Annotated in this window: 27 protein-coding genes; 9 read left to right on the forward strand and 18 right to left on the reverse strand. The window is 45.0% G+C overall.

Annotated elements, in window-relative coordinates:
* Window positions 1-37: 37 nt before the first annotated feature.
* A complete protein-coding gene (folP, locus tag AABI20_RS04005; protein ID WP_288846893.1) occupies window positions 38-1,135 on the forward strand; it encodes a dihydropteroate synthase in 1,098 nt (365 codons plus the stop codon).
* Between the two features lie 271 nt (window positions 1,136-1,406).
* On the opposite strand, the gene AABI20_RS04010 is transcribed toward folP, so the two are convergent.
* The 6 genes from AABI20_RS04010 to AABI20_RS04035 form a co-directional block, all read right to left on the reverse strand.
* Window positions 1,407-3,383, reverse strand: coding sequence for an FtsX-like permease family protein (locus AABI20_RS04010; RefSeq protein ID WP_338346845.1), 1,977 nt, complete (start codon window positions 3,381-3,383; stop codon window positions 1,407-1,409).
* A gap of 1 nt (window position 3,384) precedes the next feature.
* On the reverse strand, window positions 3,385-4,134 hold the full coding sequence (locus AABI20_RS04015) for an ABC transporter ATP-binding protein (protein WP_047975642.1): 750 nt from the start codon (window positions 4,132-4,134) through the stop codon (window positions 3,385-3,387).
* A 12-nt stretch (window positions 4,135-4,146) separates the two neighbouring features.
* A complete protein-coding gene (locus AABI20_RS04020) occupies window positions 4,147-4,845 on the reverse strand; it encodes a DUF4097 family beta strand repeat-containing protein (RefSeq protein WP_047975643.1) in 699 nt (232 codons plus the stop codon).
* A gap of 4 nt (window positions 4,846-4,849) precedes the next feature.
* Window positions 4,850-5,407, reverse strand: a complete 558-nt coding sequence (locus AABI20_RS04025) for a DUF1700 domain-containing protein (protein ID WP_047975644.1) — start codon at window positions 5,405-5,407, stop codon at window positions 4,850-4,852.
* Between the two features lies 1 nt (window position 5,408).
* On the reverse strand, window positions 5,409-5,714 hold the full coding sequence (locus AABI20_RS04030) for a PadR family transcriptional regulator (RefSeq protein ID WP_047975645.1): 306 nt from the start codon (window positions 5,712-5,714) through the stop codon (window positions 5,409-5,411).
* Window positions 5,715-6,099: 385 nt separating this feature from the next.
* The gene (locus AABI20_RS04035) at window positions 6,100-6,699 is read right to left on the reverse strand and encodes a TetR/AcrR family transcriptional regulator (protein WP_053068992.1); all 600 of its coding nucleotides are present in this window, start codon (window positions 6,697-6,699) and stop codon (window positions 6,100-6,102) included.
* Between the two features lie 109 nt (window positions 6,700-6,808).
* On the opposite strand from AABI20_RS04035, the gene AABI20_RS04040 reads away from it, so the two are divergent.
* Window positions 6,809-8,776: an ABC transporter ATP-binding protein/permease gene (locus tag AABI20_RS04040; RefSeq protein ID WP_338346847.1), complete on the forward strand. Its 1,968-nt coding sequence runs from the start codon at window positions 6,809-6,811 to the stop codon at window positions 8,774-8,776.
* 238 nt (window positions 8,777-9,014) lie between these two features.
* On the forward strand, window positions 9,015-10,064 hold the full coding sequence (locus AABI20_RS04045) for a Fic family protein (RefSeq protein ID WP_338346849.1): 1,050 nt from the start codon (window positions 9,015-9,017) through the stop codon (window positions 10,062-10,064).
* Window positions 10,065-10,179: 115 nt separating this feature from the next.
* On the opposite strand, the gene rpsI is transcribed toward AABI20_RS04045, so the two are convergent.
* Both rpsI and rplM read right to left on the reverse strand, forming a co-directional pair.
* Window positions 10,180-10,575 carry a 30S ribosomal protein S9 gene (rpsI, locus tag AABI20_RS04050; RefSeq protein WP_047974990.1) on the reverse strand — a complete coding sequence of 132 codons (396 nt, stop codon included), beginning with the start codon at window positions 10,573-10,575 and terminating at the stop codon, window positions 10,180-10,182.
* Between the two features lie 18 nt (window positions 10,576-10,593).
* Entirely contained in the window at window positions 10,594-11,037 is a 444-nt protein-coding gene (gene rplM, locus AABI20_RS04055) for a 50S ribosomal protein L13 (RefSeq protein WP_059393906.1), read from the reverse strand.
* 308 nt (window positions 11,038-11,345) lie between these two features.
* Between rplM and AABI20_RS04060 the strand changes: the two genes are divergently transcribed.
* Window positions 11,346-11,576, forward strand: a complete 231-nt coding sequence (locus AABI20_RS04060; RefSeq protein WP_288846883.1) for a hypothetical protein — start codon at window positions 11,346-11,348, stop codon at window positions 11,574-11,576.
* A 345-nt stretch (window positions 11,577-11,921) separates the two neighbouring features.
* Here AABI20_RS04060 and AABI20_RS04065 read toward each other — a convergent pair whose 3' ends face one another.
* The 9 genes from AABI20_RS04065 to AABI20_RS04105 form a co-directional block, all read right to left on the reverse strand.
* A complete protein-coding gene (locus tag AABI20_RS04065) occupies window positions 11,922-12,329 on the reverse strand; it encodes a pyridoxamine 5'-phosphate oxidase family protein (RefSeq protein WP_168778928.1) in 408 nt (135 codons plus the stop codon).
* 84 nt (window positions 12,330-12,413) lie between these two features.
* Window positions 12,414-13,187, reverse strand: a complete 774-nt coding sequence (gene truA / locus AABI20_RS04070; protein WP_288846881.1) for a tRNA pseudouridine(38-40) synthase TruA — start codon at window positions 13,185-13,187, stop codon at window positions 12,414-12,416.
* 27 nt (window positions 13,188-13,214) lie between these two features.
* Window positions 13,215-14,015: an energy-coupling factor transporter transmembrane component T family protein gene (locus tag AABI20_RS04075; RefSeq protein ID WP_047974995.1), complete on the reverse strand. Its 801-nt coding sequence runs from the start codon at window positions 14,013-14,015 to the stop codon at window positions 13,215-13,217.
* Window positions 14,008-14,907: an energy-coupling factor transporter ATPase gene (locus AABI20_RS04080; protein ID WP_338346852.1), complete on the reverse strand. Its 900-nt coding sequence runs from the start codon at window positions 14,905-14,907 to the stop codon at window positions 14,008-14,010. The genes AABI20_RS04075 and AABI20_RS04080 overlap by 8 nt, the downstream gene beginning before the upstream one ends.
* Window positions 14,883-15,692, reverse strand: a complete 810-nt coding sequence (locus AABI20_RS04085) for an energy-coupling factor transporter ATPase (RefSeq protein WP_288846877.1) — start codon at window positions 15,690-15,692, stop codon at window positions 14,883-14,885. The genes AABI20_RS04080 and AABI20_RS04085 overlap by 25 nt, the downstream gene beginning before the upstream one ends.
* A gap of 285 nt (window positions 15,693-15,977) precedes the next feature.
* On the reverse strand, window positions 15,978-16,370 hold the full coding sequence (locus AABI20_RS04090) for a DUF3021 domain-containing protein (RefSeq protein WP_047974998.1): 393 nt from the start codon (window positions 16,368-16,370) through the stop codon (window positions 15,978-15,980).
* Window positions 16,371-16,378: 8 nt separating this feature from the next.
* Window positions 16,379-16,993 (reverse strand): LytTR family DNA-binding domain-containing protein, encoded by a 615-nt coding sequence (locus tag AABI20_RS04095; RefSeq protein ID WP_338346855.1) that lies wholly within the window; start codon window positions 16,991-16,993, stop codon window positions 16,379-16,381.
* A 19-nt stretch (window positions 16,994-17,012) separates the two neighbouring features.
* Window positions 17,013-17,879, reverse strand: a complete 867-nt coding sequence (locus tag AABI20_RS04100; protein ID WP_288846873.1) for an ABC transporter permease — start codon at window positions 17,877-17,879, stop codon at window positions 17,013-17,015.
* Entirely contained in the window at window positions 17,879-18,745 is an 867-nt protein-coding gene (locus AABI20_RS04105; RefSeq protein WP_047975000.1) for an ABC transporter ATP-binding protein, read from the reverse strand. Before AABI20_RS04105 ends, AABI20_RS04100 begins: the two co-directional genes overlap by 1 nt.
* A 241-nt stretch (window positions 18,746-18,986) precedes the next feature.
* Between AABI20_RS04105 and AABI20_RS04110 the strand changes: the two genes are divergently transcribed.
* The 5 genes from AABI20_RS04110 to AABI20_RS04130 all read left to right on the forward strand — a co-directional run bounded on the left by AABI20_RS04110 (window position 18,987) and on the right by AABI20_RS04130 (window position 21,721).
* Window positions 18,987-20,210, forward strand: a complete 1,224-nt coding sequence (locus AABI20_RS04110) for an NAD(P)/FAD-dependent oxidoreductase (RefSeq protein ID WP_338345975.1) — start codon at window positions 18,987-18,989, stop codon at window positions 20,208-20,210.
* A 95-nt stretch (window positions 20,211-20,305) separates the two neighbouring features.
* A complete protein-coding gene (locus AABI20_RS04115) occupies window positions 20,306-20,899 on the forward strand; it encodes a transposase (RefSeq protein ID WP_338346877.1) in 594 nt (197 codons plus the stop codon).
* An 88-nt stretch (window positions 20,900-20,987) separates the two neighbouring features.
* Window positions 20,988-21,122, forward strand: coding sequence for an IS3 family transposase (locus tag AABI20_RS04120; protein ID WP_338346873.1), 135 nt, complete (start codon window positions 20,988-20,990; stop codon window positions 21,120-21,122).
* A gap of 57 nt (window positions 21,123-21,179) precedes the next feature.
* Complete coding sequence (locus AABI20_RS04125; RefSeq protein ID WP_338346857.1) at window positions 21,180-21,353, forward strand: hypothetical protein; 174 nt, start codon at window positions 21,180-21,182, stop codon at window positions 21,351-21,353.
* Between the two features lie 29 nt (window positions 21,354-21,382).
* The gene (locus AABI20_RS04130; RefSeq protein ID WP_288846861.1) at window positions 21,383-21,721 is read left to right on the forward strand and encodes an IS3 family transposase; all 339 of its coding nucleotides are present in this window, start codon (window positions 21,383-21,385) and stop codon (window positions 21,719-21,721) included.
* A 118-nt stretch (window positions 21,722-21,839) separates the two neighbouring features.
* Here the strand turns inward: AABI20_RS04130 and rplQ are convergent, their stop codons facing one another.
* Window positions 21,840-22,223, reverse strand: a complete 384-nt coding sequence (rplQ, locus tag AABI20_RS04135; protein ID WP_047975003.1) for a 50S ribosomal protein L17 — start codon at window positions 22,221-22,223, stop codon at window positions 21,840-21,842.
* Window positions 22,224-22,258 lie beyond the last annotated feature (35 nt).

Consider the following 22,258-nt stretch of genomic DNA (forward strand, 5'->3'; position numbering starts at 1 on the left):
GTGCCCCTTAATGACCGAAAGAACGAGGAGACTAGCAATGTCCATCAAGCACATTGATCAAGCAACTTTCAACCCATTAATTGCCGGCAGTCAGATGACGATTGCCTTCACTGATTTAACCGCGGACCAAAAAAGCGGCCTGGCCAACTATTTTGCCCAGCACAACCAACGCTTTACCACTCAGGAAAATCAGGACCTACTCCAAATCACCCACCGCGACCTGGAAACAGTGATCGCCGACTTCAAGCAAAACGCAATCATCGCCACGGACGAACTCGAGGCTATCTACAAAGACAGCCAAATCTTTTTCGCGGCCGGTAACCGGTCCTTTGATATTACCGATAAGCCCATGATTCACTCCATCATGAACTTGTCACCCGAATCCTTTTACGATGGCAAGGACCACAACTTAAAGGAATACCTCGGTCGTATCGAAGAGCAAATTGCCATGGGCATTTCCTTCTTTGACATCGGTGGTAAGTCCACCAACCCCAAGGCCGATGACATGAGTGCCGATGAGGAATTCAGCCGAATGGAACCCTACTTGAAGGAAATCAGAAAGGCTTTCCCCGACATTATCCTGTCAGTTGACTCCAACAACCCGATTACTATCGAACGAGCCTTGGACCACGGTGTTCAAGTGATTAATAGTATCTCCGGCTTTGACACGCCAGAAATGCTCGACTTGGTTGAACGCTACCAGGCACCTGTAATCACAACCTACAACAACCGTAACAAGCCAACCGACAATGTCCACCAATCCTTGCTTGACTACCTCGATGACCAGGTCAGCAAACTGAAAGCTCGTGGCTTGAAGGACGAAAACATCATCTTGGATCCAGGAGTCGGCTTTACTTCCCGTTACGAAGGTATCACCAAGGAAGAAATTGCTGCCGAAGACGTTACTAAGATTAAGGCTATTCGGGCCATGGCTGACTGCCGTCTGCCAATCTTGGTCGGCGTTTCCAACAAGAGCTTTATGGGCACGCTCTTCGACCGCGAGATTGATGACCGCCTCATCTCATCTTTGTTGGTCGAATACAACATGGTCATGAACGGTGGTCGGTTGATTCGTGTCCACAACATCGAAGAAACGCGCTTGATGATGGATATTTTCAATACTTTGGCTTTGTAAACTAGGGCAAAACGACAGCCACCGACGTAGCAACGTCTGCGTTAATGCAATCATAGAATCTTGTAAGCCACAGTAAATAGACAGTCGCTAACGTGGTCATATCCACGTCAACGCGGTCACAGAACTCTGTAAGCCAAAGCCAATAGACAGTCACCAAAGTGGCTGTCTATTTTTTGTGCACAGAAAAAGACGAACCAGACCGCCATTGCAGCAGGGTTCGTCTTTATTTTGAAGTCATAGAAGCTGATTTTCCAGAGTCCAGACCATTCTTTTATTGGTTAACAATTTGTTGGTAACGCTTGGATGTTAGCCAGTAAATCACCAGGTAAATCAGAATCACAATCACTGTGACCGTGACCATCACTGAAATAAAAATTGTTGGATCAAAGAGGCCCAAAGTCTTGAAGACCGTCTTCAAGATTGGGAAGGCAAAGAAGGCGTTCAACACCAGTAACAAGAGTGGCAAACCGAAGAGCAAGCGGATTTGGCGGTTAATCATTTGCTTGGTTTCCGCCAAGCTCAGGCCAATTCGTTGCATCTTCTTAAAGTTTTGCCGGTCAACCATTCCTTCGGCGACTTGCTTGTAGTAAACAATCAAGACCGTGGTAAAGGTTAACACAACAGCCGTTAAGACTCCAACGAAGACCAAACTACCAAAGACAGTTTCGATGCTTTGCACAGCGTCGGCTCGGTCCATGACCTGGCCACCCGTCTGTTGGAAAATCTTAGTCAAGTCTTTGCTAAAGGAAATTTCGTTGTTTTTAGTCCCTTTAACATCGTAGGCATAAATATAGTTAACCGCATCTGGCATCGCAGAGGCCCCTACTTGTTCATCAGCGGTCGCCGGTACTTGGATATCCTTCAAGAAGGCATCTAACTGGCTTTGCTGGTTCACGACCAAGTAATAATAGCTTGGACCGGATGGTGCAGTTGAATCAGGTGAGGTAAGTTGACCGATAGTCTTCACCTTATAGGCCTTACCACCAATTTGTAGTTGTGTTGGCACCTTTTTCTGGCGGGCGGCATAAATACCAACCTCATCACTGGCCAATGAAACGGATTTTCCTTGCCACTTTTGCAAACTTGCTGTCGTCATGGCCCGGAAAGCTGGCGTCGACATGATGTCACCTGTACCAGTAAAGCGACTCAACTTTCCCTGGCCACTCACGTTCACCAAAGTGGCGCTCGTTGCTTCCAGTTCGTGACTAGCGCTCAAAGTTAAGTTGTGCTGTTGGGCGCTCTGTTGAACCTGATTTAACTGGTCCTGTGACAACGCCTGGGTACTCGTAATCGTTGTATCGTAAGGCAGGTACTGGCCAAACTTGCTGGTTACTTGCTGCATCGAAATCGCTGCCGTCAAGGCCACAACGATGGTCGTGAATAGCAAGGCAACGGTGGCCAAGCCGGCCCCATTGTTCTTCACTCGGAATAAGAGTCCCGAGACAGGAACAAAATGCTTGTCCTGATAGTAGTACTTTTGGTTCTTGCGCAAGCGCTTTAAGAGCCAACCAATGCCGACAATCATCACCAGATAAGTGCCGACAATCACCAGGCCGACCGCCCAGATAAAGGAGAACAGGGCGTTCAAACTTGGCTTCGTTGTCAATGCCAGCCAGTAACCAGCGATTAAGATGACGAAGCCTGTGATACCTAGGAAGGCTTTCGCTTTTGGTTCTTTGGCAACCCTTTGATCGGACTTGGTCAAATTAATCAAGCTTGTCCGGCCGATTTTAAACCCTTCAATTAGGGTCATCAGGAAAAACAACGCTGCGTAAATCAGCCCAACAGTGACCACCGTGTTCCAGTCAAAGGAAACCCGGTAATGCTGACCACCTGCTAACTGATTTAACACGGGGAAGGCAATGAACAGGGCGCCAAATGAAGCTGCCAGTCCGATGACCGTCGTGATGAACCACAGGCCAAGTGACTGCCAGACCACCACCATGAAGCCCTGAAAGCGCGACATTCCCAACATCGAGAGCGTCCCGATTTGACGTTGCCGCCGACCTGAGACAAAGGAATTGGCGTAGAAAATAAAGACTGCCCCAACCAACAGTGACAAGACTAAGCCTAAGACCATCACAGCCTTGATAATCTTGCCATATTCGGAAGTAGCGATGCTATGGTTATTGCGAATGGCGAAGAACATCGCGTTAACCATCAACAAGAACGCATTAGCAAAAATAAAGAGGGCGTAGTGACGAAAATCCTTTTTGAGTGTTTGTAGTGCAAAGCGAAGACTCAACATCTTATTCACCTACTTTCGTCAACTCCGTTAGCTGGTTGGAGATGGCTGACAGGTATTCCTCCTGCGTCATCTCACCCCGGTCTAAGGCAGTTTGAATTCGACCATCCTTGATAAAGAGGGTCTTCTTAGCATAGGAGGCGGACAATGATGAATGAGTGACCATGACGATGGTCTGCCCCGCTGCGTTCACGTCCTGGAAAATTGATAGCATTTCTTGAGCAGTCTTAGAATCCAATGCCCCGGTTGGTTCATCGGCCAAAATCAGTGCTGGGCGCGTAATCAAAGCGCGAGCAGCAGTCACTCGTTGCCGTTGTCCACCAGAAATCTGACTGGGATACTTGTCCAAGAGGTCTTGGATCCCCAGTCGTGGAGCCAATTCGCTCAAGCGACTGTCCATTTGGGACTTAGGAGCCTTGGTCAAAACCAATGGCAAATAAATATTGTCGCGGTTGTTGAAAATGTCCAAAAGATCGAAAGACTGGAAGATAAAGCCGAGGTTTTCTCGTCGGAAAACCGCCTTTTTGCCGTCTGATAAATCAGTGGTCTCCACCCCGTTCAACTTAATGGATCCATTGGTTGGGTTATCAAGGGTGGCCATAATGTTTAACAGCGTGGTCTTACCCGCACCGGACTCACCCATGATAGCGACATAGTCCCCTTCATTAATTGTCAGTGAAATATCCTGCAAGACCTGCTTGTTTTGGCTGTCCGGATAGGACTTCTGTACGTGTGTTAGTTCTAGTATTGCCATTGTTATTCTCCTTTAGTCCAGATTAACATCGCCGGACTGATTCATTAAATGTAAATTAGCGCCATCGCCGTAACCGACATGGTAGGCCCGCTTCATTGAAAGCGAACCAGACTTGGTCTCAGCCTCAACGATTGGCAACTGGCTTTGTTCCACTTCGATATCACCATTTTCATTGGTAACATTGCCACCACCGTCGATGGTCACTTGCTTCAATTCAATGTCACCATTGGTATTGGTTAATTGAACTTGGTTCGTGCTGATATTTTTTAGCTTAATATCGCCATTCTTGGTTTGAATGTCCAACGTTTGCAGCTTGATATTCTTTGGCACCGTGATTTCTAATCGCTGGTCACCAGCTTGAAAGTTATTGGCCTTTCTTGATTTCTTAACCACAACTAACTGCTGATTTTCAACCTTGGTCTCAAATACTGCGTGCTCAGAAGAGTCAGTCTCCTCCACAGCGTACTTGTCACCACTTTTAACCACGATGTCAAAATTATTGGTATCAACTTTTAAGCCTTGAACATTTTCATTTGTCAGCTGACTTTTTTCTGGGCTGATATCGTGCGTTTCCGTTTTGACGTGAGATAAGTCACGCGTCAGCACCCTGGCAAAATCAATTTCTCCAGGCTTGGCTAAGACAAAGGAAACACTGGACAGCACTACCCCAACGCCCATCAAAAAGACACCTAATTTTAACGATTTTTTCATTATCTTAAATCCTTTCCCAAAGTTGTACAAGCCAACGACTCAGAGCAACAATGCCCTGAATCACCTTTTTCGTGACAAAAATAATACCCGGAATCACCAAGAACATCAGCCCGATAAAGATGATACCCAAGCCAGTAAAGAACAGTCCCGACCAGAAAGTGTGGAACAACGTGAAGAGGCCGTAAATAAAGAAGGCGACTCCCGCGGCCGTGGCCAATAACATCAAAATCGAGAAGAAGAAGATAAGCATAAAGAGTGAAAAGAAGATGCCACCAAAGAATGGTAGGGTTAACGGCAACGTGATGATGATCAAAGCTAAAATCAGAACCCGATAAGCCGTTGTGTGCTGCGACCCATAGGGCGGCACTTGTTCACCATTTTCGGTATAATAGTCAGTTTTAATTTTTGTTGCTAACTCTTCCGGTGTGCCTAGGCTTTCAACCGCCTCTGCATCGGATAATCCGCCATCCTCAAGGTATTCACGATAATACTCTAAGATATCGTCTTTTTCTTTTGTTGGTAATCCTTTAAGTGCTGCTGCTAATTTTTCTAAATAGTTCATGTTACTCTCCCAAAATGCCGTTCACCTGCTCAACAAAGGTCTGCCACTCTTTTTTCGCGTCAGCCAGTTGTGCCTCTCCCTCTTTCGTTAACTGATAGTATTTCCGGGTTCGTTCATCAAAGATTGCCGACCGGGTGGTCACAAAGCCTTTTTGTTCGAGCCGTCGTAAGATGGGATAGGTTGTTGAATCAGAAATCGGAATGACTTCCTGTATTTTTTTTGTGATTACGTAGCCGTAAAGTTCTTCTTCGGACAATGTCTGTAAAACAACCGCCTCAAGAACCAGATTCGGAATCTTTATTTTCATCATCATACTCCTTAACATCTAATACTATACGTCATATAATATAGTTTGTCAAATAGGTTGAAACAATTTTTAAATACTTATTTCTTCAATTTTGAAGAAATAATGCTATAAATCACCATTTATAAGGTTTATTTCATCCAGCCATTACCTTCATGACAGCACAAAAAAAGCCAGCACCATCGGTGATGGTGTTGACTTCTGGCAATCATGATAATCAAACAGACAATTATCTTGATTACATATAGTACTAGCAAACATGTTCATACAGATGAAGACCCAATTCAGCAAATTATTCAAAAATACAAAGCCATTAAAAAAAATTGGGCCCACTCTGTTCCGATTTTTAATCATCCCCATTCAATAAAAATTATGGAATCGCTTCATCTTATCCTAACGGCTTTTTTCGATCCTCTGGCCGGCCTAACGCCCCATACTGCAAAAATAATTGGAGTCCTTCAATTTTTTGCTTACTCAAATTTTCTTCCATTTTTCCCAGATAAGTAAAGACCCACGAAGCGACCATCAACATCACGTCATCACTTGCGGGCGTATTGATTTCCCCACTTGCTCGACCCTTTTTAATCAAAGTCGATATCAAAGACATTTGGGTATTGTATAAGTAATCGTAAACAATTTTGGAATGCTTAATCACTCGCTGAAATTCATAAAAAATATTCTCGCCCAAAAGTCGTTCACACTCTTTCTTCTCCTTTTTAAAGGCATTAATAACCTTGGCAAAAGTGGCATCTGAACCATCTGCCATCTCAATAATCGGCTTAAATCGGGTTTTATAAAAGTCCAAAACGACTTGCTCGGTTAGCTCCTCTTTTGTCGGAAAATACTTATACATAGTAACAATCGAAATATCTGCTTTTGAGCTAACGCCTTTCATACTGGTAGCCCGAATACCCTGGTGCGTCATCAAGTCAGTGGCAGCAGCTAAGATTTTCTGCCGGTTTAATTGTTTTAATTCTTCTCTTTTCACAGGGGTTTGTCTCCTTGGTCGATAATTTATTTTATTATAGGTGACTTTATTTGCAATAAAAGGTTTAATATAGCTTAACAATATTAAAGTTTATTGTGAAAGGACACGTATGGCATATTTAGAATTAAAGAACATTAGGAAATCCTATTTCCTCGGAAAGGAAGAATTTCCGGTCTTAAAAGGCATCGATTTAAACTTCGACCTTGGCGACTTCGTTTCCATCCTGGGTGAATCAGGTGGTGGTAAGTCAACACTGATGAACATCATTGGTGGGCTGGACCGTAACTTCTCTGGTGAAGTTTTAGTCAAGGGCAAGTTGCTCGACCACAAGCAAGAAAAGGAATTGGACCGTTACCGTCGAGAAACGATTGGCTACATTTACCAGTCCTATAACCTGGTTTCACACTTATCCGTCTTAGACAACGTCTTAGTTTCATTAGACATGACGACGCTAAACAAGAAGGAACGTGAAGACCGCGCCAAGGAACTCTTGCAAAAAGTTGGCTTGGAAAAGCAAATCAAAAAGTATCCAAATCAGCTGTCTGGTGGACAGAAGCAACGAGTAGCCATCGCCCGTGCCTTGGCCTCTGACCCGAAGGTCATCATTGCCGATGAGCCAACCGGTGCCTTGGATGCCGAAAATACGCTCGAAGTATTGGAATTATTAAACGACATCGCCAAAGAAGGTCGTTTGGTTATTACCGTTACCCACTCACAGGCCGTTGCCGATGCCGGTACGCGAATTGTGCGTTTGGCTGATGGCCAAATCGAGTCTGACGAGCGTCTCAAGCCAGCCTTTGAAACGGCCGATAAAGAAATGCTTGGTTCTCGTCCATTGCCTTTGATGGCTAGTATGCGAACAGCCGCTAAGCACTTTAAGTACAACATCAAGCACAATTCATTGATTATCTTGGGAACTGCCATTGGTTTGTTTGCCGTGGTCTTGTTCTCAGGACTTGGAAATGGAATTTCCGGCTATATTGGTGATCAGATTGCCAAGGTAGCCAACCCACAGTCAGTCACCGTTTCTCGTTATAGTAAAGAAACTGACGGCGAATCAAGCGCTGCCACCCTTCTTGGTGGTGGCAGCACGGAAGCCTTTACTGCTGACCAAATTAAGCAAATCAAAGACGCTTCCCACGTGTCAAAGGTTGAAAACTCTTATAACGCTTCCAATGTCAATACAACCTACAATGGCAAGTCAACAACCGTCACATCATTGACCAACTGGACCTCACAAAACACAATCGACTCAATCAAAGCCGGTCGCGCTCCGAAGACTAATGAAGTCCTCTTAGATGAAACAACCGTGACAAAGCGTCTTGGCTTCAGTAACTACAAGGATGCCATCGGTAAGGAAGTCACTTTGACTTACCAAGTCCAAAATGGGCAATCCGCTACTCCCGTGACATTCACTGCTAAGATTTCTGGTGTGACAAAGGCTAACAGCCAAGGTATCCCGCAAGCTTCTACAAGCACACGGACAATCGAAGCAGCCATGGAAAAAGCCGGCTTATCAACTGCCCCAAGCACATTGAGCTTGAAGGTTGACGATATGGACAACGTCAAGGCAACCACGAAGAAGATTGACGACATCAAGGATGGTTCTTCTAACCGCCTTTACAAGACTTCTTCTGTTATGAGCATCATTGACCAAGCTCAGACTTACGTCAACTTGGCAACTAACGTTTTGGCAACCATTGCAGGTATCTCATTGATTGTTTCAGCATTGATGATTATCGTCACGATGTACATGTCAGTTTCTGCCCGGACTAAGGAAATCGGAATTCTCCGTGCCATCGGTGAATCAAAGGGTGATATCCAATGGTTGTTCATTACTGAATCATTGATCACTGGTCTGATTTCAGCAGTCTTTGCTACTGGTTTGGCCTTCTTGGCCGAAGCTGGGGTCAACGCTGCCTTGAAGGGCACTGCTGATTACGCCTTCGTTCAAATTACTGTCGGCAATGTGACGACAGCGTTCGTCTTAGCAATCTTGATTTCATTGTTGGCCGCTATGCTGCCAGCCCGTCGAGCTTCTAAGTTGAACCCAATCGATGCATTGTCAGCTGACTAAGCTTTCATCATTGAATAGATAAATAAATAATATGAAACCTCAGAATTGAAACATAATTCTGGGGTTTTTGTTATGGGCAAATTTGGGCTACAACCCTAGACTAGTTTTATATTTTTTTATCGATTTTTCTTAATATGAATGACAAGTCAGCTAAATCATAATGACGGAATCTATTCGACCCATTAATTGATTTTCGATGTCAAAAAGCATAAAATGACATCGAAAGGAGAAAGTGACATTGAAAAATTTTGATTATCAAACACTCAATCACCTTGTTATTTCTCCAGAAATGATTAACAAAATGAATCAGATTTTTGAATTACGTGGTAAACTCACTGGCTTAAACAAAGTAAAAACACCCATTTTAGATCGTTTAGTCGAAGTTGCAAAAATTCAAAGTACAGATTCTTCTAATCGAATCGAAGGCATCTACACTAGTGATACCCGGCTGAAGCAATTAGTTGAAAAGAAAACCTCACCGCATAACCGAAGCGAGGCTGAGATTTCTGGGTACAGGGATGTTTTAGAACTTATCCATGAAAGTTACCCTTACATTCCGGTTTCTGGGAATACGATTTTAACCCTACACAAACGCTTACTTAGTTTTACAGAAAGTACTTGGGGCGGTCATTTCAAAGACATCAATAATCAAATCATCACGCAATACGCTGATGGTTCAACCAAAGTCAGGTTTACTCCGCCTGCAGCTCACATGACCCCCACACTGATTGAAGAGCTCTGTACTGACTACAATGAAGCACAACAACTAAATAAATTCCCCACGATTCTCCTTTGCGGTGCCTTTATTTTTGATTTTGTTTCGATTCACCCTTTTAGAGATGGCAATGGACGCATGTCGCGCTTATTAATGCTGTTAACCCTGTATCAGTCACAATTTGATGTGGGCAAATATATCAGTATCGAAGCACTAATTGAAAAAACAAAGAATGATTACTACGAGTCTTTAGAAAATAGTTCTACAGGCTGGCATGAAAATACTAACGATTATGCGCCGTTTCTCAATTACTTTTTAAGCGTCGTACTGCAAGCATACCGTGAATTAAACGAGCGAATTACTCTTTCAGAACAGGATAAAACGTCTGCAGAAGAGCTCATTCTACAAACATTGCAGGATCAATTAAAGCCCCTGTCAAAATCCGAACTTATTTCACTTATTCCGACGTACAGTAAAAAGACGATTGAAAGAGCCTTACTGGAATTGAGAGAAGCGAATAAAATTCAGATGACTGGTGTCGGACGTTCAACAAAATATATTCTAATTGGGTAAAAATAATCGTCCAGCTTTTACCAACACCAGTTATTACTTTAAATGAACGACAAAAAAGCACCAACCGCAATCGGTTGGTGCTTTTCCATGTTCTCGTAAAACGATAATGTAAAGATTAACGCTTTGAGAATTGTGAAGCCTTACGGGCCTTCTTCAAACCTGGCTTCTTACGTTCCTTCATTCGAGCATCACGGGTCAAAAGACCAGCTTGCTTCAATGCAGAACGGAAATCTGGGTCAACAGTGAGCAAGGCACGGGCGATACCGTGACGAGTGGCTCCAGCTTGACCAGAGAAACCACCACCATTAACGTTAACCAAAACGTCATAGTTACCCAATGTATCTGTAGCGTTGAATGGTTGCAAAACAACTTCACGCAAGTTAGGGAAAGGAATGTAGTCTTCGATTGACTTGCCATTCATAGTGATGGCACCGTTACCAGGAACCAAACGGACCCGAGCAACTGAGTTCTTACGACGACCAGTTCCGGCATATTGTACTGCTGCAGTCATATTATCGGCACTCCTTTCTTAGACCAACTTGTTGATGTCAAGTACTTCAGGCTTCTGAGCAGCATGGTTGTGGTCTGCTCCAGCGTATACGTGCAAGTTCAAGCCTTGCTTACGTCCCAAAGATGTCTTAGGCAACATACCCTTGATTGACAATTCCAACAACTTTTCTGGATCATATTGACGGTAGTTACCGGCAGTACGTTCCTTCAATCCACCTGGGTGGTTTGAGTGATGGTAGTAAATCTTGTCAGTTGCCTTCTTACCAGTCAACTTTACTTCACCAGCATTGATGATGATGACATTGTCACCCATATCAACGTTAGGTGTGAAAGTTGGCTTGTTCTTACCGCGCAAAATAGAAGCAACTACTGTTGACAAACGTCCCAAAACGACGTCCTTGGCATCAATAATGTACCACTTCTTTTCGATTTCGCTAGGCTTTGCTAAAAATGTTGTACGCATGGCGCGCTCCTTTGATTAGTTGTTTACATGTCAGGTCGTTCCTTACCTAACTTTTACAATAAGTTTCCGGGGCTTATCGTGAGGTAAACAATACCAACAACTATTATATCCATTAAGGCCGGCACTGTCAATTATTTTCCCGATTTTCTTGCTGGTTTTACATCAAAAAAATCAGTTTTATTCAAGCCCATTTTCTTCAGCAAAGAGCCCAAAGAATTCTAATTTTCAACATTATGTTACAAAGCATTTAATTTAATGTGACAAATAAGTCACAGTCGTGTTATAGTACCTTTAAAGGAGGAATCCGTATGCTACATCTTAGAGATATATGGAAAACAAAACCCTTCTGGATTTTTATCGTCTTAATGAGCTTAATCGTCCTTGGTGGTAACACCGCCATTGCTTCAGTGGGGCCTAGCCCCTTACAGCAGCAGCAAGCCCCCACCAAGGTCGCTCAACCAAGCACACCGATTACAAATACCAATGCTAAACACATCCTGATGAAGCAGGTAGATATCGCAAAAAAACATGCTGAGTAATGTGGGTGTGCATTGGTTTACTTCTGCTATCGACAAAATCCGGATTCAATAATCGAGAACACTGGCTACCCGAACGCTGCCCAGTTTGCTAACAAAGACAAATTGGAGTCCCATACTCTTCTCCCCGTCATCTCCTTTAGTAAACCGTCGGCCTAGCCACGACCCTACTTCTCCTCAATAAACTTTTCAGTTCACTGGCAGCACTGATAAAAAAGGAGCCCCAACCGTGATTCATCGGTTGGGGCTTTTTGTTGTTTGAATTTAAAGGTAAAAAAATTACGATTAATCGCCTGGCCTTCGCTACTAACACCGTTACTGCTTGGCTGTAGGCTATCGACCCGCTAATTAAGCAAAAGTTACTACTTCAGTACCGGCATAGGCGGCTAAACGAGCAGACTTAAAGGTTAATTCCAACAACACTTCTTCTTCAGGGTGTGGGTGGTTCTTCAAGAAAACAGGGTTGGTAAAGTAAGATTGCACATCCTGCCAAGTTTTCTTGGAACGCACCATGGTCACTTGGTTGGATTCGATTCGGGCACCGTTTTCATTCAAAGGCGTCATGATAGCCACCTTGGCGTTCTGGTCCAAATCGGCAATCTTCGCCGTATCTGGTTGTGAAACCAGGTACCAAACATTGGGGCGGTCCGGATCAGCCGCAAAGCCCATAATCCGCAGGCTTGGTTGATCATCCTTGGCCGTTGCCACAAAAATCAATCCTCGAGCAGCCTGAATATATTCTTCAAATAATGTCATGTTAACCTCCGTGTGTCGACTACCATCACTTAATCAGCCAGCAAAAGTGCAAGCTGATTTTTTAAAGCGAAAAATTATCCTAACTCACAAACTATTATACGCTACTTCATCCAAATATAAACCGGCTGCGGGCGCCGTGTAGCGCGCCTGCTCACGGTCCTTGGCAGCAATCAAAGCAGGAATGGCATCAACAGCCCGCCGGCCCGTGCCGATTTCCAGCAAAACGCCAACCATAATGCGAATCTGGTTATACAAGAAGGCGTTCCCCTCAAAGGTAAAGACCAGTTCGTGTTCGTCTTCTTTGACCTCGATTTCGGCCTTCGTGATGGTCCGGACGGTTGTCGCCGTCTGGTTTCCAGAGGCAGCAAAGGTGGCAAAGTCGTGTTCGCCAATCAAATCAGGCAGAGCCTGCTCAATCCGTTTCGGGTCCAAATGCCAGTGGAAGTGGCCGGTATAGCGGCGCTTAAAGGGATCGACATAGTCTTGGGTCGAAACCCGGTAGTAGTAACGCTTCTGGTGGGAAGCAAAACGGGCATGAAAGTCGTCTGAGACCTGGTCCACCTGCTTAATCAAAATGTCCCTGGGCAAAATGGTGTTTAGCCCCTTGCGGACGCCCTCACCCGGAATATTAAAAGGCAGGTCGAAGTGAACGACCTGACCATTGGCGTGAACGCCCGTATCAGTCCGTGAGGCCCCGACAACCTTAATTCGTTCAGCAGGATTCTTGCCCATCTGGTTGACGGCCTTGATTAATTCTCCCTGAACAGTACGGTGGCGTTCCACCCCATTTTTACTTTGTACTTGAAAGCCTAAAAAATCAGACCCGTCGTAAGCGACAATCGCACGATAACGCGGCATCGGCGGCTCCCTTCTTGCTAGTGTTGTTTAATTGATCCATAGTAATCCGATAAAAAGAAGGACAAACAATCCAGTGCCCAAAGCAGCCACTAAGTCTTGCTTGCTAAAGGATAAGACCCGGTACCGTGTCCGATTATCCGCAGATTCAAAACCGCGAACTTCCATGGCATTGGCTAAGTCTAACGCCCGTTGCAAGGCCCCGATAAAGAGCGGAATCAACAGGGGTAAAACGGCCTTCGACCGCTTGATGAGTGACCCGGTGGACAGTGACATCCCCCGCGACTTTTGCGCCTTCATCACCTTATCCGTTTCCAGCATCAGCAATGGCACAAAACGCAAAGCAATCGAGAGCATCAGTGCCAGTTCCGCAACTGGTACCTTAATCGCCTTCAGGGGCTTTAAGAGCGACTCGATGGCACTGGCAATAGCCGTTGGCGGCGTCGTCAGCGTTAGCGCCGTTGACATCAGGACGATCAGGACAAAGCGCAAAACTACATAGAGGGCGTTAATCAAGCCCGGCAACGTAATTTTTAAGAACTGCCAATGGAACAAGACGGGCGTGCCACCAGTAAAGAAGAGCTGGAGGCAGACGGTAAAGATGATAAGCCACATCACGGGTTTAATCCCCCGCCAGTAAAGTTCCAGGCTTTGTCCCGTTAAGACCAACGTTAGGGCCAAAAACAAGGTGGCAAGGGCGTAGGCCGGCCAGGTATTGGCAAAAATTAAGAGAAAGACATAGACTACCGTGACCAAAATTTTGGTTCTAGGATCAACCCGGTAAAGCCAAGCCTTGCCAGGAATAAATTGACCAATCACGAGGTTATTCATCTCGGTCACCTCCCGTCAAAGAATTTGGCATGGTCACCCGGTCCCAATCGACCTGGCACTTAATTTGCTCGGCCAAGTCCGCCACTGATTTTGGCAAATGGTCAAAATGATAACCATGGTCTTCGAGGTCCTTGGCGAAAGCCACTGGCTCCGGCAAGTCCAAGGCGTGGTCCAAGAACCATTGTCGGTCACGCAAAAAAAGCTGGTCGGGGGCTTCGATGGCCGCCACGCGACCGTCTTGCATCACGACCACTTGGTCTGAGAGCGCTAGCACCTGGTCCATCTGGTGAGAAATCAGGACCACCGTCTTCTGGGCGGCCTTTAACTCCTGGAGCAAGTCCAAAAGTTCCTCTTGGCCCTTGGGGTCGAGACCGGCAGCTGGCTCATCAAAAACCATGGCCTGCGGGTCCATTGCTAAAACACCTGCCAGCGCCACCCGGCGCATCTGTCCACCCGAAAGGTCAAAGGGCGAGTGCTGCCAAAATTCTTCCTTCATGCCGACCTGGATTAATGCTTCTTTCGCGAGGGCTTCCGCTTCCTCGTCATTCTTGCCAAAGTTTTTGGGGCCGTACATGACATCCTCTAAAACTGTGCTGGCGAAAAGCTGATTTTCCGGAAATTGGAAAACCATCCCCACTTGCGCGCGGACCGGTCCCAACGCCTTTTCCTTGGTCTTGCTGGTGACAACTTGGTCGCCAACCACAACTTGTCCACCACTTGGCAACAAGAGCGCATTCAGGTGTTGAACCAAGGTTGACTTGCCCGACCCAGTTTGGCCAACAATGGCTGTAATCTGACCGGCTTCAACCGTTAAATTGATATCGTCGAGAATCTGTTTGGCATTTTTCCCGGCGCCATAGTGAAAGCTTAATCCTTCAATGTTGATAGCCATGCTGCCAACTCCTGCTTCGTTAAATACTGATTGGGGGCCTTTGGCAAGGCCTGAGACAGCTGGGATTCAAAAGGTTGGTCTAAACCAAGCTCTTTGAGTGCCTGTCCCTGGACAAAGAGGTCTTGTGGCCGTTGATCAAAGGCTAACTGACCGTCGTTAATGACGACCACGCGGTCCGCCAGGGCGGCCTCCGCCATATCGTGAGTGATGACGATGAGCGTCAATTGGTCCTGATACTGATTTTTCAGGTCTTTTAAAGTCTGCAAAACAGCACTCTTCCCGGCTGGGTCGAGCATGGCCGTTGCTTCGTCTAAAATAATCACCTTGGGCTTCAGGGCCAAAACGGATGCCAATGCGACTCGCTGCTTCTGGCCACCCGAGAGCGTGTGTGGTTCCCGATCGGCAAAATCAGCCATCCCCACCTGCTTCAAGACTGCCTCAATCATCTTCGGCATTTCCTCAGACGGGACCTGGCGGTTTTCCAAACCAAAGGCAACGTCGTCAGCGACGGTAGCGCCGACAAACTGGTTATCTGGGTTTTGAAAAACCATCCCCACCTGGGCACGGGCTTCTGCCAGTGTCTCATGACCAAAGATACTAATCGTACCACTGTTGGCTTCTAAGAGGCCCAGGATTAGCTTGGCGAGCGTCGATTTCCCCGATCCATTATGGCCAACAATCGATAACCACTGGCCCTCTTGGACTTCGAGGTCAAAATCATGAAAGAGTGGGTCCTGGTCTGGGTACCCATAAGTCAAATTGTTAATTGTAATTGCGTTTGTCATTATCAAACATTTTACCATATTTGTAGGCTGAGGGCCGGTCACGGTGCCTTGCTTGGTGACAAGTTTGAAACGAACCAATTTTGATTTGGCTGAGATAGTTGACGAGCGCCACGAAAAAAGCCGACCAGTACGGTCGACTTATTATTCAATCCTTAGGCGGCAGCCCTTAAGGTTTTCGTAGTAGACCGCAATCCCAAGGCTTCGGGCTTAAAGTTCTCGTGGAGCACCACAACTCTTAGGCCTCGGGCTTAAAGTTCCTTTACCAGTTTGCTCGAATCACCGATTTCATTTTGTCTGGGTTCTTTTCAAGGCGGCATTGATTCGGTCCACCTGCGTTTGCTGGTCAACCTTGATAATCAACCAGATCACCAAGTAGGCGGTCACAAAAATCAACCAAAAGTTCAGGTTTAAGATGCCATGGAAGACACCAGCCAACCGATCCGTAAGGACGACCAAGGCAAAGGTCCCCAACAGATGAATGATAATGGCCGCCAAATAAGATAGGCGGTCAATGGTAAAAATCAAAGTTAATAGGCCAATCGCAGCACTCATCAGCAAGACGCCAACGATATCCTTTGTTGTGATTTCAATTGTCTGGACAGAAACCAGCAGGGCCAGTAAGTAGGTTAACGAACCATATTCCATACCACGAATTATTTTTAAGAATATTTTCTTCATTTTGTCTCCTATAGGCCTAAGTGGGCCATCAGGGCCTTCACGTAACGCCGGCTGACTAAGGCCTGATTGCCACCAGCCAATTCCGCCGTCATATTCCCAGAAAAGCTGTTTGACAGCGACTGCAAGTGGTCGAGGTTAATCACGGCGTGCTTGGAAATTTGAACAAAGTTCGCCTGACCCAACCGGTCAACAAAATGTCCTAACCGCTCCTTCGCCAAAACCTGCCGGTTTGTAGTCGTAATCACGAGCTGACCGGCTTCCACATCAATCAAAATCAGGTCAGCGACCTTCAACAAAATAATTTCATCGGCTGTTTTGACCGAGAGAATACCGGATTGAGCCGTCGTTGCCTGTTTGGCAGAAAGCGCCGAGTGGTCACCACTCTCATCTGAGTTTGAATTTGCTGAGTGGGCCGTGAGCTCCTGTGAATACGCCAACAGGGATTGGTCAGCCATTACGACAGACGATTTTAGCGTTGCGTCTGAATTAGCTGCTTCTCTCGATTGGTAGCGCCGCAAATAAGCCAACAAGTTGGTCACCTCTTGGGTAGTTTCTACCGCTTCTACCGTGACCTCCACCTGGTCAGTTTTCATTTGCTGATTTTTTCGAAAATGAACTTCCACTAAGCTTCTCCAACAAATTTTATTTCGTCTTCGCCTGGCTCCCACCGTCGTGCAGAACCTGTGCCAGTAATAAGAGACAACCGATTCCTATTAATCCTAACACAACTAGGTTGCTTTCCAGCCCCGTCAACAAGTGCCCCCATTGGGCCCGAATACCCATTTCTTGGTCAAAGCTCTTGATGACCGTGCTCTGTCCGGCAAAAGAGGATGAAATTGTCTTGTTCATCAGTACCTGGCGAAAAAGCGTCGCCACATAGAAGCTCGGGGTCACCTTCATCATTGTCTGGGCAAAATCAGGTAAGGAGCCGATTGGAATATAACCACCAACCAAAAAGCCACTGGCGGTCCCGACAATCGTTGCCACCTTTGACAAATTATCGACCGTTTCAATTCGGTTCAGAATCAAGGCATTCATAATCGTCGATAGAACAGCGCTTAACAGCATGACCCAAACGAGGCCCACCAAGCTTTCCACCGTCAAACTCAGACCATCAACCATCATAAAATAAACCGCCATCACTGCAAATACTGCTACCTGCATCAAGAAGCCCACAACCGCTGCACTCAAAAGATAGGCAGCACGACGGACAATTGGCTTTGTATCCGTTAAGAAAAGGTCCGCACTGACATGAGTCTCCTTGTCCTTCACCAGCTGTGAGAGGGCCGTCAGCGTTGTTGTAACCCCAGTAATAGTCAAAGTCCCACCAATCAACCAGGTATCAAGGAGCTGATTTTTATGGGGAATACCGGTCCAAGCTGAACTAATCCCCTTCTTCAAGAAAACAATGTAAAGAATAAAGGAAATCAGAGCGCCCATCAAGGACATCACCACACCACTGCGGTTACGGAAATACAATAATTGGTTTCGTTTCATTAAGGCAAACATTAGCGCACCTCCTGCCCGGTTAAAGCAATAAAGGCATCGTCCATTGTGCCTTGTAAGTATTCAAAATCAGTCACGACGTCTTTATTTTGACTCAGCAAGGCAATCACTTCGCTAGCCGTTAGTCCCCTGATCAGTAACTGGCCCTCGCCTTGGTTGCTCTCAAAGTCATAGCCCTGGCTCAACAACCGTTCTGGTCCATCAGCATGGACCTCCAAGCGCAATTGACTCGGTGCATACTGGTGTTTAATTTCCTTTGAGGACCCACTGGCAATTACCTGGCCGTGATCGATGATATAAACTTGATCAGCCTGGTCCGTTTCATCCAAGTAATGTGTCGTCAAAACAATCGTGAGCTGGTCTTTTTTCTGCAGGTCCGCTAACAAGTGCCAAATTGCCCGCCTTGTCTGGATATCCAAACCGGTCGTCGGTTCATCTAAAAAAAGAATATCCGGCTTGTTCAGCAATGCCCTGGCAATATCAACCCGTCGTTTTTGACCACCGGATAATGTCCCATAACGTTGATCAGCAAAGGACGTTAGTCCTAAATCGTGGATTAAGATTTCTATTCGATCTGTAGGAACTCCCTTGTACTGGGCAGCCCGAATTGCAAGGTTTTCATGAACAGTTAGTTCCCCGTCTAGGACACTGTTCTGAAAGACCACGCCGATCTTAGTTTTTTCTGCATAAACGACTTCCCCACCGGCTGCTTGATCCAAACCCGTCAGCATTCGCATCGTGGTTGATTTACCCGCCCCGTTTGGTCCGAGCAACGCCGTTAAGGAACCCTTTTGTATTGATAAATTAATTTGCCTAACAGCCTCAAAGCTGCCATAGCGTTGACTCAAGTTAATCGCTTTTAAAATCATTCGTCTCTCCTCCAACTTCTTTATTCTAACCATATTTTAGTTTGCTGTCTCGCAATCCTCGCTAAGCGGTTAACTTTTGACCTTAAGCGGTTAACAAATCAGTAGTGTTGACTGATTTACCACTGTATTTTGAATATTTTTCGAATTAATTCTAATATATGTCAGCATATTCCATATTATCCGCATTTTTGTAAAAAAACCTGTGTATAATAGGTTGAAATAGAGGAAAAGGGATCCATGAATGTCCAAAAACACCATTGCAATCGTCGGAGCAGGATTATCTGGCGTTTACATTGCTAAGCGGTTAGCCCGCAAACTCCGCAGAACTGATCACCAAGTTCTGCTTTTTAATGATGGCAGCAACGCGATGACCTTACAAAGCGTCTTACCACAAATCGCTGTTAATACTGTTCCCGTTGAGAGCGCCCGTTACGACCTCTACCAGCTTTTTAAAAACGACAAAAACGTCACCTTCATCAACCAACGAGTTGACGACATCAACTTTAACAAACGCATCTTGATGACTAAGAAAAACGATTACCACTATGACTATCTAATTTTAGCAATGGGTAGTATCGGTTCTGATTTTGGTATTCCCGGTGTGGCTGAACACGCCACATTATTTAACTCATTTGATGGGGCATTAGCGGTTCGAGCTGATTTAGAGGAATTTTTGGAACAGCAAAAAAACAATCCTGAGCAAAGCTTAAATATTACAGTTGTTGGTGGTGGTCCGAGCGGGGTCGAACTGATGGCCGAACTAGCAAACTTTAAAAACTATCACCAAATTGATCCAGAACGCATTACACTAACCTTGGTGAATGCTAGTCAAGTTCTCTTGCCAGCCTTAACAGAGCCTGAGTTAAGTCAAAAGGCAAAAGATTTTTTGACGAGGCGAGGTGTTGAAGTCTTGAATGATACGCGGGTACTGGGGATGACCAAGCACCGACTAACTCTGCTAGACGGACAGCAACTATTAACCGATAAGGTCTACTGGGCAACCGGCTTACAAGTTGAACCAATTTCTAATCGTTGGGGAATTGCCATCAACGATCATGGCCAGCTAACCGTCGATAAGCACTTCCGTGTCCTCACCGAAGAGGGTGTGCCACTCTCAAACGTTTTTGCGGCTGGTAACATTGCCGCCTTTACGCAAAACAATCAGGAAGGGCTGCCCCAATTAGCGCTAGCGGCCGAATATGCTGGTAATATCATTATCAACAGATTGATTTGCCAATTAGGACTAGCTAAGGATCATGGACAAAGTGCTAAAGAGCAAAAAAATCCAGGTTATTTTGTTTCCCTTGGTAAGAACTATGGCCTCTCAAACGCCTATGGTCGCAATGGTTCTGCGGGACTAGTTGCTCGCTGGGCAAAGCATGCCATTAACCTATCCTTTTTCGCTGGAATTGGATCTGCTTACGGTTTCTTCCGTTACTTCCGCTATGGTCGTCCAAAGCGATAATCATTGGGTGATAGACAACTTAACAACACAAAAGATGCAAAGCATTTCGTGATATGAACCCCGAAATTTGGACAACCAAATTTCGGGGTTTTACTATGTCCCAATTATCAAAAGAAGACAAAATTAATATTTATTATCTTTGGAAGAACCAACATTATAGTTCAAGACAAATTGCTAAAAACTACAACCTTAGTTTTAGCAATATCGAGTCCTTAATTGCTTTAATTGATAAAAATGGTTTATCTGTTTTAAATCCTCCTCATCAGTCATACTCAAATGTTTTGAAACTTGAAATTATACGGAAGATCCTTTATTCTAATCAATCAATACGGTCTATCTCACTTGAATTTGCTCTAGCAAGTAATGGACTTCTTTACAACTGGCTTCGTTCTTTCCATGAAAACAGTTATACTATCGTTACTAAGAAAAAAGGACGAAAGCCAAATGATCGATCAGGAGAAAGAACGGTTCGAAGCGGAAAATCGCAAGCTCAAGAACGAAAACCAAGCCATACAAGAGAAGAACTTGAGGCTGCGTACCATCAACAAATATACAAAAAAATTGGATGCCTTAGTGGACGAACGAATCGAACGCGAAAAACAGGACAAGCCGAAAAAAATCACCCAAGCGGTAACCCAACTAAGGCGAAAACTGAAAATACCCCTCACATTCATCTTGAATACCATTAACGGTAATCCGGATTTACCACACCTGTCTCGTAGCGATTACTACTACACCTTGAAAAAAGTTGGCAAGGACGTCAAGAATGAAAAGCTCATGAACCGAATTCGTGAGTTATTTGAGGAACATCATGCTCTCTATGGTTATCGTTGCATCACACTAAAGTTAAAGCGTGAAAGGATGATTGTGAATCATAAGAGGGTCAAAAGACTCATGACAATCATGGGCTGAGTGGCTTTGCACAATCGTAAGCACGCAAAATATAGTAGTTACCAGGATACGATTGGCGTGATTAAAGAGAATAAGATCAAACAGTCGTTTCACTCAAAACGCCCTGACCTAAAGTGGTATGCCGATATTACTGAATTTAAATTAAATGGTCAAAAGACTTATTTGTCCGCCTTACTGGACGCTTGTACACAAGAAATCGTTTCTTATGAAGTGTCAGGCATCCAAATTTAGCCCAAACAATTAGTATGATGGAAAAGGATGTGAAACGCTATCCGATCGCTGCTAAGCTAACCTTTCATACTGATCAAGGTTGGCAATATCAAAATCGTTACTTCCAACAGTGGCTATCGAGCCATGGTATGAGTCAGTCCATGTCACGCAAAGAAAAGTCAACAGATAATGGCTTGATTGAGAGTTTCTTCGGCACGTTGAAACGAGAAATGTTTTTTGAGTTTCAACAAAACTTTCAATCACTTACCGAACTCAATCAAGCCATCAAAGAATATATTCACTATTACAATACAAAACGAATTAAGAGCAAATTAAAAGGACTGACACCGATTGAATATCGGGTGTCGGTCCTCAAGGCTGCTCAATGACATGTTTTAATTTTGAGGTTCATATCGGAAATGTTTTGCACCTTTTTTAGTTTAAAAACAAAGTTGATAAAAAAGCTCGAAACCAATTAAGGTTTCGAGCTTTTTGCTTATCGAGCAATTAGTCAACTAACTCCAAGATAACCATTTGTGCAGCGTCGCCACGACGTTGAACAGTCTTTAAGATACGAGTGTAACCACCATTACGTTCTGCAAAACGTGGTGCCACTTCTTCAAACAACTTTTGCAAAGCAGTTTGTACGCGAATGTTGTCGCCATCTTCCTTGACATCAGCAACTTCGTTACGCACGAACTTAGCGGCCTTACGACGGGCAGCCAAATCAGCGTGCTTACCAAGCGTGATCATCTTGTCAGCTGTCTTGCGAACTTCCTTGGCGCGGGCTTCAGTAGTTTGAATCCGACCATTGATCAACAAGTCAGTAGTCAAGTCACGCAACATTGCCTTACGTTGTGATGAAGTACGGCCTAGCTTACGGTATGACATCGGTTAATCCTCCTTTTTCTAAACTTTTGATGAAT

The organism is Fructobacillus cardui, assembly GCF_963580785.1.
GTDB lineage: Bacteria > Bacillota > Bacilli > Lactobacillales > Lactobacillaceae > Fructobacillus > Fructobacillus cardui.

Excerpts from the sequence above, each read along its gene's own strand:
- folP (WP_288846893.1), top strand. The coding sequence starts at position 38 with ATGTCCATCAAGCACATTGATCAAGCAACTTTCAACCCATTAATTGCC.
- AABI20_RS04010 (WP_338346845.1), bottom strand. The coding sequence starts at position 3,383 with ATGTTGAGTCTTCGCTTTGCACTACAAACACTCAAAAAGGATTTTCGT.
- AABI20_RS04015 (WP_047975642.1), bottom strand. The coding sequence starts at position 4,134 with ATGGCAATACTAGAACTAACACACGTACAGAAGTCCTATCCGGACAGC.
- AABI20_RS04020 (WP_047975643.1), bottom strand. The coding sequence starts at position 4,845 with ATGAAAAAATCGTTAAAATTAGGTGTCTTTTTGATGGGCGTTGGGGTA.
- AABI20_RS04025 (WP_047975644.1), bottom strand. The coding sequence starts at position 5,407 with ATGAACTATTTAGAAAAATTAGCAGCAGCACTTAAAGGATTACCAACA.
- AABI20_RS04030 (WP_047975645.1), bottom strand. The coding sequence starts at position 5,714 with ATGAAAATAAAGATTCCGAATCTGGTTCTTGAGGCGGTTGTTTTACAG.
- AABI20_RS04040 (WP_338346847.1), top strand. The coding sequence starts at position 6,809 with ATGGCATATTTAGAATTAAAGAACATTAGGAAATCCTATTTCCTCGGA.
- rpsI (WP_047974990.1), bottom strand. The coding sequence starts at position 10,575 with ATGACTGCAGCAGTACAATATGCCGGAACTGGTCGTCGTAAGAACTCA.
- rplM (WP_059393906.1), bottom strand. The coding sequence starts at position 11,037 with ATGCGTACAACATTTTTAGCAAAGCCTAGCGAAATCGAAAAGAAGTGG.
- AABI20_RS04060 (WP_288846883.1), top strand. The coding sequence starts at position 11,346 with ATGCTACATCTTAGAGATATATGGAAAACAAAACCCTTCTGGATTTTT.
- AABI20_RS04065 (WP_168778928.1), bottom strand. The coding sequence starts at position 12,329 with ATGACATTATTTGAAGAATATATTCAGGCTGCTCGAGGATTGATTTTT.
- truA (WP_288846881.1), bottom strand. The coding sequence starts at position 13,187 with ATGCCGCGTTATCGTGCGATTGTCGCTTACGACGGGTCTGATTTTTTA.
- AABI20_RS04075 (WP_047974995.1), bottom strand. The coding sequence starts at position 14,015 with ATGAATAACCTCGTGATTGGTCAATTTATTCCTGGCAAGGCTTGGCTT.
- AABI20_RS04080 (WP_338346852.1), bottom strand. The coding sequence starts at position 14,907 with ATGGCTATCAACATTGAAGGATTAAGCTTTCACTATGGCGCCGGGAAA.
- AABI20_RS04085 (WP_288846877.1), bottom strand. The coding sequence starts at position 15,692 with ATGACAAACGCAATTACAATTAACAATTTGACTTATGGGTACCCAGAC.
- AABI20_RS04090 (WP_047974998.1), bottom strand. The coding sequence starts at position 16,370 with ATGAAGAAAATATTCTTAAAAATAATTCGTGGTATGGAATATGGTTCG.
- AABI20_RS04100 (WP_288846873.1), bottom strand. The coding sequence starts at position 17,879 with ATGTTTGCCTTAATGAAACGAAACCAATTATTGTATTTCCGTAACCGC.
- AABI20_RS04105 (WP_047975000.1), bottom strand. The coding sequence starts at position 18,745 with ATGATTTTAAAAGCGATTAACTTGAGTCAACGCTATGGCAGCTTTGAG.
- AABI20_RS04110 (WP_338345975.1), top strand. The coding sequence starts at position 18,987 with ATGTCCAAAAACACCATTGCAATCGTCGGAGCAGGATTATCTGGCGTT.
- AABI20_RS04115 (WP_338346877.1), top strand. The coding sequence starts at position 20,306 with ATGTCCCAATTATCAAAAGAAGACAAAATTAATATTTATTATCTTTGG.
- AABI20_RS04120 (WP_338346873.1), top strand. The coding sequence starts at position 20,988 with ATGAACCGAATTCGTGAGTTATTTGAGGAACATCATGCTCTCTATGGT.
- rplQ (WP_047975003.1), bottom strand. The coding sequence starts at position 22,223 with ATGTCATACCGTAAGCTAGGCCGTACTTCATCACAACGTAAGGCAATG.